The following is a 12,096-nucleotide window of genomic DNA, read 5'->3' on the forward strand; positions in this document are numbered from 1 at the left end:
GCCGTCACGCCGGACTCCGCGACCGTTCAGCTCTCCCGCGCACTTCGCCGGTCCACCGGGCGCAGAGCGGGCCTGAACGACGGGCTGAGGTTCCCCCGAGATGCGGGTATAGGTGACAGGCAGTCAGATGGGTCCATGGAAGGAACCCAGACGATGTCTGCACCGAGGGACCCGTTGGAGTTGCGTGAGCGTGCGGTGCGGATGTATCGCGCTGTCGAGCCGAAGCCGGTGATCCGCCGTATGGCCGAGGAGCTCGGCGTGCATCACGAGGCCCTGCGCAACTGGATCCGGCAGGCCGAGGCCGGCGCCGGCGAACGGGGAGACCTGCTCACGACCGCCGAGCGCGAGGAACTGGCGGCCCTGCGCAAGGAGAACGTCCAGCTCAAACGGGCGAACGAGGTCCTGCGGACGGCCTCGGCTTCTTTCGCGGCCCAGCTCGACCCGACCCGGCCCAGGTGACAGGACTCCTCGACGAGCACCCGCGTCTGAGGGTCGAGCCCGTACTCCGGGGACTCTCCGTCCCCGCCTCCACCTACTACCGGTGGCGCCAGGCCGAGAAGGAGCCGTGCGAGCGGCGCCGCCGGGACGCCGAGCTGACGGACCGGATCCGTCAGGTCCACGACGAGTCCGGCGGGATCTACGGATAACCGCGCGTGCACGCCGTCCTCAAGCGCGAGGGCACTCGAGTCGGCCGCAAGCGCGTCGAACGGCTCATGCGCCAGGCCGGACTCGCGGGGATCAGCCCGCGCCGGGGCAACAGCTTCACTCGACGTGACCCGGATGCCGAGCTCGCTCCTGGCCTCGTTGCAACGCGACTTCACCGCGACTGCGCCGAACCGGCTGTGGGTCACCGATCTGACCATGATCGCGACCAAGGAGGGACCGCTGTGGCTCTCCGCGATCCGCGACGCGTTCTCTCGCCGGGTCGTGGCCTGGGAGACCTCCGCCCGCGCGGACGCCGACCCGGTCCTGACCACGCTTGAGTACGCCCTGGCCAGCCGTGAGCCCATCGCCGGAGAGCTCATTCACCATGCGGACCACGGCTGCCGATACACGTCCGTTAAGCTCACAACACGCCTGGTCAGGGCCGGGATCCAGGCGTCCATGGCTCGGTCGGCGACTCGTATGGCAATGCCCTGGCGGAGAACCTGTGGATGCTGGTCAAGACCGAGTGCGTCCGCGGCCGCGTCTTCGCCACACGTGCCGAGGCGAACCTCGCACTCTTCGACTACATCGACGGTTTCCAAACCCCCGCCGCATCCAGGAACGTCTCGGCTATCTCAGCCCGATCGAGTTCGAGGAGAAGCACTACGCCGACCAGGCAGCGGCCGACCAAGTGAACCTGAAACCACGTCAACCCGCCCTGACCAGCTAGTACCACTCCCGCACAGCGGGGGAACCTCAGTGTACAACTGCGACGACGTCGAGCAGTGCGGGCCGGCCCCTGGGCGCACGTACGTGGACCTGGTGGGCGGCCCCCTCGACGGGCAGCTTCCAGACGTCACCGGCTGGTCCAGCGAGCAGCTGGCGGAAGGTGCGCTCCTGATCACGGACCGGGGCTTGTACGGAGCCGGCGGCCGGGCGCTCTACTCCCCCATCGAGGCTGATCCCAACGGCCCGTTCCTGTGGCTCGGCGACACTCCCTGACCCGAGTACACCGGTGGAGCGATGCCGGGCCGGTGACCGTCCGGGGCGATGCACCTCACCGCCGCCCAGTGCTTCGAGCGCGAGGGACACCTGTCGGTGCCCCGCAAGCACGGGCGTTGAGCCGGCATGAGACCAGGCGCAGGGCTGGCGTCCTTGAACAACATCGCGGCTGCTCACGATCCGAGAATTCGCACATAGGGTCATCACCCGGTAACGGAAGGCTCCCTTCTTCTTGACGCGGTCACGGGGGGGCGCCCACGCTGTAAGCACGACACGGGGGGCACATTATGGGGAGTAATGAGGCGACTGCCGCGTCCGGGCAGCGGATGCCGGGCCGGATCAAGTTCGCCCTGGCAGCGGTGTGGCTTCAGGGCCTGCTCAACGCGGCGGGTGCGCTGCTGATTCTCTCCCTCGTGGCCGACCAGGTCGACCACGGTCAGGAGGAAGGCACCGGCCTGCTGCGCGCCCTTGCCATGCTGGCGCTGGCCGTCGCGGGGGTGCTGATCGTCTCAGGCTTCCTTGCCCTGGGCCGCTACGCCTGGGTGCGCCCCGTCGTGATCACGGTAGAGGTTCTGGTCGTATTGAGTGGGCTGGTCACCCTCTTCTCCGGCGGCGGCCTGACATCTGTGCCTGGGATCGCGTTGGCTGTAGCGGTCATTGGGGCTTTCGCCTCTGCGGACGGCCGCGCCTGGTTCGACCGCTGAAACACTGCCGCCGCGTCCTGCGACCGAGTCGCGGACTTCGATGTACGTGCTGCCGGCCCCGCGTCCAGCTGTGACGGCCGCAGGCGGGCCGCTCCGGCATCCCGGCGGGGCGGGCAGAGGGGGCCCGCCCCGCCGAGATGCCGGGCCGATCAGGGTCAGACGCAGATGCTGCCCGCGCAGATACCGACGTTGACCGGCAGGACGGTGATGCCGAACTTCGTCAGGTACGTGGAGATCGCGGCGGTCTCCAGCTTCAGGAGCTGCACGGTGACCGGGGCGTTGACGTTGTTGTCGGCGACGTTGGCCAGGGCCACCTGAAGGTCGTTGATCTGGGTGCCGTTCAAGACGTTGAGGTCTCCGATGTTCACGGTGGTGCCGTTGAGAACGTTGTTCACCGTGATCAGACCGGAGCAGTTGACGGTGTGGTTGGGACCGCCACCCACGTTGGAGCAGGAGTACGGGTGCGCGGTGGTGGGGCTGGTCGGCTGGGCTGCCGCCGGCGCGATGGCCGCACCGGCCAGAGCCGCGGCGAGAGCGGTCGCGGTCGCGAAACGGGCAAGCTTCACAGTCATCTCCTTCACGATGGCCCACCCGGGCCCGGACGGGCCGTGGTGGACGGGGTTCCTGCGGGGACGACGGCAAGTCTTCTGGGACCGGAGGCATAGCCCAAGGAGCTATCCGGTCCGGCGCTCGCGCGACCGGTCCTCAAACGGCCCCGGCATGTAAGTCCGCAGACCACGACGCCGCCATTACGTGACATTACGATTACGTGTCGTCACTTTTCGGTCTGGGTGCCAGACGGTCGAGAACTTCTCCCCATGGCTGCAGCGCAGGTCCAGCCCGGAAGGAGACGGCACGGCACCGGGCATGTACCGGCCGCGCTCCATGCTTCAACCACGTCCGGAAACACACCGGACCCGGCGGCCGGGCAACCAAGGCGTAGGCCCCGACAACCTGCGCAACACCGAGACCGCCTCGACAGGGCACCGAGGGTCCCATCCGTCACCTGGGCGGGCAGGCGGCGGCGAGTCGCTGGTCTGCAGAGTTCGGCGGCTGGCAGTGTGTCGCCTCTCCTCAGCACCCCGAGGCGCGGGTGCGCGGTCCCGGGTTGTCCTGCCCGGGGCCGCGCCCGGGCCGCTATTGCAGGATGCCCGGCAGTCGGACGACCGCCCTCGTCGATGAGGCCAGAGGAGTCCAGCGGTGGCACTCCTGCTCTTACCAGGTGCTGTTGTGGCGTACTGCACTACGCAGAGGTCGTTGCGCTGACCACGAAGCTACTCGAACAGGCGGCACATCGGTTCGGTGCCGATACGGCGACGCAGGTCGCGCAGTGCTTTCGCGGTCGGCTCAGCGGCCTCGAGCCCGCCGCCCGCCAGAGCCGCGGTCAGCGTGCTCCAGCCAGGCGGAAGGGGGCAATAGCGTGCGGGCAACGGAACACCTCGATGATCAGCAGTCTTGGCGGACTACCTGACCAACGAGGCTCCGTTGCCCGTGTTCCGACTTGACGCCTGCACCCCTCGCCACCAGCGGAAATCCGCTAACTACCGGCATTGGGTCAAGGCCCCCCGCCTGGACCTGAGCAAGCGCCTCGACCTGGGGCCGGCGCTGCCGTGCCCCGCTCCCGCACAGCGGCGGACACCGCCGAGCGATCGAGTACGCAGACGCGATGAGCTGCCGCGGGACCGCCGGCGGCCGACCCGCCTGGGCCGGGATATCGCCGCGGTGAGCAGAGCGTGCGGCAAGCGTCCACGGACGCGCTCCGGGGAGCTACGGCGCTCTATGGTCCAGCGGTCCGCTACGGGAGGGGGCGCTCCGTCATGTGCTCGATCGCGGTTGCCTGGGACCAGACTGCTTGCCACTGGCCGTCTGCGTTCTCATAGGTGTCGGTGTGCCAGTAGCTCGCGCGGGGTATCCGGCGGTGCTTGAAGGTCACCTCCAGCGTGGCCTGGTAGCGGATGACGGCGGCGTTCCCGTGAATGCGGACGTCGATGGGGCCGGGTTCCCATTCCACGTAGTCGATGTCTCCGGTTGCGATCGCCTGGAGATATGCGTCTTTGGACAGCACATGGCCAACGGGGGTGACGAGCTGGAAGTCGGGTGCGTGCAGCTCGGAAGCGGCACGGATGTCGCCTGCGACGAGCGCTCGGAGCCTGGCCCGCTCGACGTCGCGGATCTGCTCGGCGATCGCACCATCGGCCGGGACGGCTGCTGTCTGCGTCATGGGCTTTCACTCCTGAGGGGTTGAGAGGCCAGGCGAGGGTGTGCAAACCCGAAATGACCAGCCAAGTTGGACTCGTTGACGCTGGGAGTCCATTGCGTCAGGATTACAGCATGGCAGACGACCGAACGGAACACATCCTCGATGCCGCACTGACCGCCTTCTGTCAGTACGGCTACGGCAAGACGACCATGCAGGACGTAGCCCGTGCCGCCGGGATGTCCCGGGCTGCTCTGTACCTGCATTTCCCCAGCAAGGAAGATCTCTTCCGGGCAGGGTCCCGCCGGGCGCACTCCCGGGCGCTCGGCGAGGTGGACACAGCTCTCACCCAGCAGGGCGACGTGCTGTCCCGAGTCGATGCCGCGATGGCCGCCTACTTCGGAGGACTCCTGGCGCAGATCTCGTCGAGCGTGCACGGCGGAGAAGTCCTCGATGCGAGTCTCGACGTCGCCGGGGACATCGTCAGCGAGGCCCATGCGGCTCTGGTCGTCCGCCTCGCCTCCGCGCTGCATACCGCCGCGGCAGCGGGAGAAGTGCAGTTCTCGACCTCCGACGCGACCGCCGAGGACATCGTGCTTCTCCTCCTGGCGGTCACGGACGGGCTGAAGAAGACGAGCGCGGACCCGCAGTTGCGGCAGCAACGGAAGGCGTTGTTCCTCCGTCTGGTGCACGCGGGAATCGCACCCCTGCACCAGCCCCTTGCAGAAGGCGACGCCCGGTGATGACGTCCCTGCACTGCCCGCGCCCGTACCCGACACCCCCGGAGCCCAGCAGGGCGACCCAGTGTGACCCGGCCGTCCCGGCCGGGTGGTCGAGATGATCGGTCATGGCAATGTGAATCATGGCTTCGGAGTGTTCAGGTTGGGTCTCGTAGTCGCGGGCCAGGCAGCGGTGGAGCATGAGCCGTCCGTAGGTCCGCTCCGCTCGACCATCCACCGCTTCGGGATGGGCGTGAACCCCCGGGTCCTGGGGGTGCGGGCGATGATTTCCATGTCGATGCCGAGGGTGGCGGCGTGCTCGAACGCCCCGCTGGCCCTGCGGGCTGCTGCCCCTCGCACGCGCGGGCAGGGCAGTACCACGGGCGACTCGGGTTCACGGCGTGGGCCGCACGCGGACGGGCCCTCCGGCCGTCGCGCCGTTCCTCGCCCGGTTCGCGGTCCCCCTCTTCTTCTCGCGGCCGCCATCGGGGGCCCTCATCTGACATCACGTGAGACGCAGGACGGTGCGACTCCCCGGCGGCGGCGTCAGGAACGCGAAGCGGTCCGCGGCGCGCAGGAAGGCGTCACTCTCTTCGGGCAGGCCTACGGTGATCCGGACACCGTCGCCGGGGAAGGCGCGCACCAGGACGCCGTGCCGGGCGCAGAAGTCCGCGAGAGTTCAGGCCACCAAGTACCGGCCTCGCACGCCAACTTCCTGTGGCTGCCGCTGAGGGAACACTCCACCGCGAGGTCGGCCGCGATCAGGTCGGCGGTACGGCGTGCGTCGAGCGGGATGCCCAGGGTCTCGCAGACCCCCTCCCAGTAGGCGGGCCCGGCTACGTCGCCGCGGTCGTACGGGGCGCGCTGCGACCAGCAGGCTGCCCAGAACCGCTCGCGGTCCACCCCGGCCGTGCTTTCCAACACGGTTTGGGATTCGGGTGATTGAAGGCGCGCGAGGACGCCGAACATGTCGAACATGTCGAACATGTCGAACATGTCGAAGAGTACGGCTTTCATCCTTGGATTCCTTGGGTCGGGACCGCGTCCGGGAGGGCTTCGGGGCGAGGGGTCGCCGCATCGTCCGGGTCGGGGGCGTGCTTGCGCAGCCACAGGCTGAGCCCCACGCAGACGACGGCGAGACCGAACAGCAGTAGAGGGGCCGCCCGTACGTCCATAGTGTCGATCGCCCCGCCCAGCAGCGGTGGGAAGGCCACCCCACCGATCATGGAGGCGGCGATTACGTAAGCCCCGGCCGCCGCGACGCTCGGTACGGCCCGGTTCAGCCAGGGCAGGCAGGTGGGGAAGATGGGCGCGATCATCAGCCCGACGCCGAAGTAAGCGTACGGGGCGAGGGTGGGAACGGTCGCGAGCACGAGGAAGACCGCCATGCCGGCGCAGCAGACCGTCAGGATCGACGGCGCTGACCAGCGCAGACTCAGGGGGACGATGACGAAGCGGCCGATAGTCATGGCGGCCCAGTACGCGGAGGTCGCGGTGGCGGCGGTGGCGGCGCCGTAGCCGACCGCCTCCAGGTGGGTGGGCTCCCAGCCGCCAACGCCGGTCTCGATGGCCACGTGCAGGACGTAGATGCCGATGAACGCGGCGATGACCGGCAGCACGCGGCCTCCGCGGGCCTCTTCGCCATCGGTGACGGCCGCCTTCGGCTCCCGGGTGGCGACGCCTCCCAGGGTGAGCAGGATGAGCAGGCAGACGATGCCGAGGCCGACGAAGATCTCCGGGTAGCTGTCCGCGCCGAGCCAGCCGATCAGGGCGGGACCGGCGATCGCGCCCACCCCGAAGTGGCCGTTCAGCAGGTTCAGCATGGCGGTGCTGCGGCGCCCGAACCCGATGGCGAAAAGCTGATTGAGGCCGTAGTCGATGCCGCCGAAGCCCAGTCCGATGACGAAGGTGCCGGTCAGTGCCAGGATCCAACTCGGCGAGAAGGCGAAGAGCGCCGCGCCTACGGTCATGAGCAGGTACGAGCCGCCGAGCAGCGTGCGGTTGTTCAGCCGGCCCCGCAGGACGTGGTAGATCAACACGCCCAGGAGGGCCCCGATGAAGTGAGCACTGAGGCTGAGCCCGGCAACGGCGGGGCTGATGCCGAACTCCTCCCGCAGCGCCGGGATGGCTGGACCGTACAGCGCCTGCAGGGCACCGATCACCACGAACGCCACGCACGAGGCGACGATGGCGACGGGGGTGAGCAGGGGCCTCGCCGTCTTGGACGGGTCGGCCTCACTGGTGGCGGACATCGCTCTCCTCATCGCTCCTTGGCAAATGAACATCATCAGTGTTCATTGCCGCCTGCAAATCACAATCTCCCTCGCACACTACTCAGCCGTGATGTTCATTTCAACAGGCAGCGTGCGCACTCCGACTCACGACGCCCCTCGTCTGTGCTAAAAGCAGACACATGAACGTAATGGACAGACACAAATTCGTGGTCGCGCTGCTCATGAAGGAGAACCGTGCGACCGTCGCGGAGCTGGCCCTCGCCACCGGCGCGTCCGAGATGACGATCCGCCGGGACCTGGAGGTACTGGAGTCCCGTGGCGCCCTGCGCAGGGTGCGGGGCGGCGCCGTGAGTAACATCCCGGGTGGTGTCGAACCTCCCTACGCGATCCGCGCCATGTCGGGTGGGCAGGCGAAGGAGCGGCTGGCGAACGCGGTGCTGGAATTGCTCACCGACGGCGAGACCGTCGCCCTGGACACCGGGACCACCGCCGTGGCCATCGCCAAGGCCATGGCCGACCGCCAGTTCACCGTCACCCCGCTCTCCTTGCACGCCGCCTTCGCCCTCTCCGGACATCCGGGCATCCAGCTACTGCTGCCCGGCGGCCAGGTGCGCCCCGAGGAGCTCTCCTTCTACGGCCACACCCCGGTCCAGACATTCCGTGACCTGTGCTTCGACACGTTCATCCTGGGCTGCTGCGGCGTCGACCCGGTCCAGGGCGCCACCGCCTACAACCTCGACGACGTACAGGTGAAGCGGGCGGCGGTGGCGGCGGCGCAACGGGTCATCCTGGTGGCGACCGCCGACAAGCTCGGCCATGCGGCACTGGGGCGGATCTGCTCCATGGGGCAGATCGACCTCATCGTCACGGACGCGCCGGAGAGCTCGCCGGTGGTCGAGGAGCTGCGGGCACAGGGGGTGGAGGTGGTCCACCCGTCGAACGGCTGAGCCACGCGCCACCGCCGCCGGCGGGGCGCTCCTTTCATATCTCGCACCTTTCCGCATCGCACCCAGACCTCCCGGCGCACACCGGGACCGGCACGCACTCTGGCAAGACTCCGCCGAAGCCCGCCGTTCACCAGCAGACCCGGCCCGTCCTGTTCACGACTGTCGCGAACACGCCAGCAAGCCGCTTCAGTAACTTTCAGCCGCCTCGGGCGCCCCTCTCGGGCGCCTCGGCGGGTTCGGATTACGGACGAATCTCCGCAGCGGGACGCCCGAGTCCGGTCCCACCAAGGCCTTTGCTGTTTCGCGCCTCCAGCTCCGCCCCCATGCGAAAGGTGTCCGATACATGCGCCTGCGCAGGGCCCGACGGGGGGGAGCGCTCTAGCATCACGATCGCGACTGGCGCGAACGAGAAGGTGTCGAGAGTGGAAGTACCGATTACAGAGGTCACCGGAGGACCGAGTGCGGCCTGGAGGTCCTCAGCGCCCAACCCGGCGGTCCACGTCCCGCCCAGGAACTGAAGGACGCCCACGAACGCGACCGGGACCTGCTCCAGCGCAGGGTCCGCCCGCGGACGCTCTACCAGCACTCCGCCCGCTTCGATCCCCCGACGATGCGCTACGCCGCAGAGATGGCGGAGCTGGGGGGGCGAGATCAGGACAGTCATCAGTGATCTTCCCCGGTCTCTCGTCCTCGACCGGCTCCTGCTGGTCGTACCCGTCCAGGATGCCCCGGGCGGCGCTCTGATCGTCCGCAGCCCGGACCTCGTCCACTTCGCCGCAGCGACGTTCCAAGTCCTATGGGCAGCGGGCGAGGTCATCAGCAAGGCGCGCGAGAAGGCGTTCATTCAGGACATCGCCGACCAGACAAAGCGCTCGATCCTCCGGCACCTGCTCCAAGGGGAGACGACCGAGCCACCGCCCGGGCCCTGGGCATCTCAGTACGCACGTGCCAGCGCCACGTCTCGGACACGATGCGCCGCTTGGGCGCGACCAGCCACTGCAGCTCGGCTACCTGGTCCACCGGCACGGACTGCTGGACTCCGAGATACCCGACTCCGAGTGAGCGGGGGCAGTCGTCATCGCGCCTGACGCACTCCGCGTACCCGACCGAAACTGCTGGGACGGGCTGCCCTTGTCAGTGTGCCGGTAGGCCAAGTGCGGAGCGCCGATCCGCTGGATCTGATCAGCCGTCGCGGCTTTCAGCGCCCCGAGCACGCGCGGCACATCCGCGCGCAGGTTGTTCGAGGGTCCCGCCGGGTTGGTCACCCGCTTGCCCGCCATCAGCTCCGCCCTTCACCTGTCGCGACCGGCCGCCAGCTGCCCGCCGGACCTGTCCAGCGCGGAAAGGTGTCCGCGCCGCCCGGGGCCCAACGGTCTTCTCCCATACATCTATGGGAGAAGAGGGTTGTGACGGCGCGCTTTGGTGAGTAGCCGTGACCGACATCGACGACATCCTGGTGACACAGCGCTGGACTCTCCCACCGTGGGAGAGTCCATCATGATGGCGTGCAAGACGAACTTCTCACCATCGGGCGCTTCGCCCGCCTGTGCCGCCTCAGCGTCAAGCAGCTACGGCACTACGACGAACTGGGGCTATTGGCTCCGGTCCGCGTGGACGCCAGCTCGGGCTACCGCTACTACGCACCCGAACAGGCACGTGATGCCCTGACCATCGCCCTGCTCCGCGACATGGATCTTCCCCTGGCTGTGATCGCCCAGGCGCTGGCTGCCGAGCCTGGGCGCAGGGCACAGATCCTGCGCGCTGAGCGGGACCGGTTGGCCGAGCGGATCAGCAGGGACCAGGCCCGGCTTCAGATGCTGGAGCGGCTGGCGGAGGGCGGCCTGCCCGGCTATGAGGTGACGATGAGCAGGGAGCCGGAGCGACGGCTAGCAGTGGTGCGAGCGGTCTGCACCCCTGCGGAGATCGGAGACAAGGTTGAGGAGTGCGTAGGCCGACTGCTATCCGTGCTGGGCGAGACGGGAATCGCATGGGAGCCGCCGCTGTGGGCGCTGTACCCGCTGGATCTGGAGGAGCGGATGGACATCGCCGTCGGAGCGCAGACTCCGCATGGGGAAGGCATGCCCGGCCTGGAATTTGAAGTGCTGTCCGGCGGACTCGTTGCCGAGACCATGCACATCGGGCCCTACACCCAACTGCCTTTGGCTTACAACGCTCTCTTCGCCGGCATCCACGAGCGCGGACTGCGCCCGCAAGCACCGGTACGCGAGGCGTATCTCGTCGGACCGGCAGAGGCATCGCAAGAAGCACTGATGACCCGCCTGATCATCCCCGTCCAGGAGAGCATGGCATGACCACGGTAGTAGACATCGATGCCCGCGGTGCGCAGCACTGCGAGACGACAGCCCTGGGGGTGCTGCTGCGGCACCAAGGACTTGATCTGTCTGAGCCCATGCTCTTCGGCCTCGGCTCCGGTCTGTCCTTTATCTACTGGGACAGCAAGAACATGGGCTTCCCCTTCCTCGGGGGACGGGTCAAGCCTTTCGACCTCACCGAGAACCTGGCCACCAGGCTGGGGCTGGAGCTCCTGGTCCAGGAGACCGCATCCCCGCGCAGGGGATGGGACAACGTGGCGGCCTCTATTCGTGCCGGCCATCCCGTCGGACTACAGCTCGACAGCTACTACCTGGACTACTTCGGGTCGAAGGTCCACTTCGGCGGCCACGTCGTCGCCATGTACGGCTATGACGACCACAAGGCCTACCTGGTGGACACCGACCAGCAAGGCGGAACGGTATCCACCAGTCTGACCAGCCTTGCCCAGGCCAGGGCCGCACGCGGCCCGATGACCGCCAAGCACCGCTCTTTCACTCTCACCACACCGACGAACCTGCCCTCCCCGCAGAGCCAGATCATCCCCGCCATCACCGCCTGCGCCGACGCCTTCCTCCACCCGCCCATCGCCAACCTGGGCCACCGAGGCATTGAGAGGGCAGGCAAGCTGGTACGCACATGGTTTCAGCGCACCGACGCCCCGCAGCGAGACCTGCCACAGGCTGCCCTCCTGATGGAGAAAGCCGGCACCGGCGGCGCCCTGTTCCGCAACCTCTACTGTGACTTCCTCGCCGAATGCACCGATTTGCTCGACAGCAGCCACTTGCGCACCGGCCACACGCTGTACACCGAGGCAGCCACCCTGTGGACGGAAGTCGCAGCGCTGATCAAGAAGGCCGGCGTATCGGGCGAGACGCAGCTTCTCATACAAGCCAGCACGATCCTTGGCGATCTCTCGCACATAGAGCGCGAGGCTATGCAAGCGCTGAGCTGCCTGGAAGCGTGAGCACGCCACTTGAAGACGCCCAGTTCGAACTCGTGAGTGCCGAGCCTGCCGTCGTGTGCCGGTAGAGCTCCCGGCGCCGTCACTCTTCGGCGGCGCCGGGAGCCCCCAGCCGTGCAGCGCAGGAATTCAGTGAGTGCCGGGCATGGGTCGGCGTGTGCCGGGGCCGTGGCGGTTGGTGTCGTTGTCGCGGGCGGCCGAGGCGGCAGCGAGGGCGAGGAGCGTGGCGATGGGGCCGGTGGAATCGAGCTGCTGGCTCGCTAGTAGGGCTTGGTCAGGTCGGTTGTGGTTGAGCGTGTCCTTCTGGCCCGGTGTTGCGTTGAGGGGGCGTGACTCCGGACGAGATTGTGTCT

14 protein-coding genes and 3 pseudogenes are annotated in these 12,096 nt (G+C 68.0%); 11 read left to right on the forward strand and 6 right to left on the reverse strand.

The genetic code is table 11. The features are described 5' to 3' along the window. Window positions 1-153: 153 nt before the first annotated feature. The 7 genes and pseudogenes from ACFWTC_RS34230 (at window position 154) to ACFWTC_RS34260 (ending at window position 2,351) form a co-directional block, all read left to right on the forward strand. Window positions 154-459 carry a transposase gene (locus ACFWTC_RS34230; protein ID WP_384029597.1) on the forward strand — a complete coding sequence of 102 codons (306 nt, stop codon included), beginning with the start codon at window positions 154-156 and terminating at the stop codon, window positions 457-459. Beyond that, on the forward strand, window positions 456-647 hold the full coding sequence (locus ACFWTC_RS34235; protein ID WP_384029595.1) for a hypothetical protein: 192 nt from the start codon (window positions 456-458) through the stop codon (window positions 645-647). The genes ACFWTC_RS34230 and ACFWTC_RS34235 overlap by 4 nt, the downstream gene beginning before the upstream one ends. A 6-nt stretch (window positions 648-653) precedes the next feature. Beyond that, window positions 654-740, forward strand: a pseudogene (locus ACFWTC_RS34240) (IS3 family transposase); the annotation flags it as partial. 40 nt (window positions 741-780) lie between these two features. Next, a pseudogene (locus ACFWTC_RS34245) lies at window positions 781-1,104 on the forward strand (transposase); the annotation flags it as partial. A 50-nt stretch (window positions 1,105-1,154) separates the two neighbouring features. Beyond that, window positions 1,155-1,340, forward strand: a complete 186-nt coding sequence (locus ACFWTC_RS34250; RefSeq protein WP_383932792.1) for an IS3 family transposase — start codon at window positions 1,155-1,157, stop codon at window positions 1,338-1,340. 64 nt (window positions 1,341-1,404) lie between these two features. Further along, window positions 1,405-1,647, forward strand: coding sequence for a hypothetical protein (locus ACFWTC_RS34255; protein WP_383932794.1), 243 nt, complete (start codon window positions 1,405-1,407; stop codon window positions 1,645-1,647). Window positions 1,648-1,934: 287 nt separating this feature from the next. Next, window positions 1,935-2,351: a hypothetical protein gene (locus ACFWTC_RS34260; RefSeq protein WP_384074925.1), complete on the forward strand. Its 417-nt coding sequence runs from the start codon at window positions 1,935-1,937 to the stop codon at window positions 2,349-2,351. Window positions 2,352-2,506: 155 nt separating this feature from the next. On the opposite strand, the gene ACFWTC_RS34265 is transcribed toward ACFWTC_RS34260, so the two are convergent. Both ACFWTC_RS34265 and ACFWTC_RS34270 read right to left on the reverse strand, forming a co-directional pair. After that, window positions 2,507-2,917, reverse strand: coding sequence for a preprotein translocase subunit TatB (locus ACFWTC_RS34265; RefSeq protein WP_384074928.1), 411 nt, complete (start codon window positions 2,915-2,917; stop codon window positions 2,507-2,509). Between the two features lie 1,229 nt (window positions 2,918-4,146). Beyond that, the gene (locus tag ACFWTC_RS34270; RefSeq protein WP_383932799.1) at window positions 4,147-4,572 is read right to left on the reverse strand and encodes a nuclear transport factor 2 family protein; all 426 of its coding nucleotides are present in this window, start codon (window positions 4,570-4,572) and stop codon (window positions 4,147-4,149) included. Window positions 4,573-4,682: 110 nt separating this feature from the next. Between ACFWTC_RS34270 and ACFWTC_RS34275 the strand changes: the two genes are divergently transcribed. Next, entirely contained in the window at window positions 4,683-5,291 is a 609-nt protein-coding gene (locus ACFWTC_RS34275; RefSeq protein ID WP_384030463.1) for a TetR/AcrR family transcriptional regulator, read from the forward strand. A gap of 97 nt (window positions 5,292-5,388) precedes the next feature. Here the strand turns inward: ACFWTC_RS34275 and ACFWTC_RS34280 are convergent. From ACFWTC_RS34280 to ACFWTC_RS34290, 3 genes and pseudogenes are all read right to left on the reverse strand, one after another. Then, a pseudogene (locus ACFWTC_RS34280) lies at window positions 5,389-5,588 on the reverse strand (IS5/IS1182 family transposase); the annotation flags it as partial. Window positions 5,589-5,870: 282 nt separating this feature from the next. Continuing rightward, on the reverse strand, window positions 5,871-6,284 hold the full coding sequence (locus tag ACFWTC_RS34285; protein WP_384074931.1) for a hypothetical protein: 414 nt from the start codon (window positions 6,282-6,284) through the stop codon (window positions 5,871-5,873). After that, window positions 6,281-7,519 carry an MFS transporter gene (locus tag ACFWTC_RS34290; protein ID WP_384030467.1) on the reverse strand — a complete coding sequence of 413 codons (1,239 nt, stop codon included), beginning with the start codon at window positions 7,517-7,519 and terminating at the stop codon, window positions 6,281-6,283. The genes ACFWTC_RS34285 and ACFWTC_RS34290 overlap by 4 nt, the downstream gene beginning before the upstream one ends. 170 nt (window positions 7,520-7,689) lie before the next feature. On the opposite strand from ACFWTC_RS34290, the gene ACFWTC_RS34295 reads away from it, so the two are divergent. The 3 genes from ACFWTC_RS34295 (at window position 7,690) to ACFWTC_RS34305 (ending at window position 11,746) form a co-directional block, all read left to right on the forward strand. Then, window positions 7,690-8,448: a DeoR/GlpR family DNA-binding transcription regulator gene (locus tag ACFWTC_RS34295; protein WP_383932807.1), complete on the forward strand. Its 759-nt coding sequence runs from the start codon at window positions 7,690-7,692 to the stop codon at window positions 8,446-8,448. A gap of 1,505 nt (window positions 8,449-9,953) precedes the next feature. After that, the gene (locus ACFWTC_RS34300; protein WP_384030469.1) at window positions 9,954-10,760 is read left to right on the forward strand and encodes a MerR family transcriptional regulator; all 807 of its coding nucleotides are present in this window, start codon (window positions 9,954-9,956) and stop codon (window positions 10,758-10,760) included. Then, window positions 10,757-11,746 carry a BtrH N-terminal domain-containing protein gene (locus ACFWTC_RS34305; protein ID WP_384030471.1) on the forward strand — a complete coding sequence of 330 codons (990 nt, stop codon included), beginning with the start codon at window positions 10,757-10,759 and terminating at the stop codon, window positions 11,744-11,746. The genes ACFWTC_RS34300 and ACFWTC_RS34305 overlap by 4 nt, the downstream gene beginning before the upstream one ends. 126 nt (window positions 11,747-11,872) lie before the next feature. Here the strand turns inward: ACFWTC_RS34305 and ACFWTC_RS34310 are convergent. Continuing rightward, a partial coding sequence (locus ACFWTC_RS34310) for a hypothetical protein (protein WP_384074934.1) occupies window positions 11,873-12,096 on the reverse strand: 224 nt, incomplete at its 5' end.

The organism is Streptomyces sp. NPDC058619, from assembly GCF_042717785.1.
Lineage (GTDB): Bacteria > Actinomycetota > Actinomycetes > Streptomycetales > Streptomycetaceae > Streptomyces.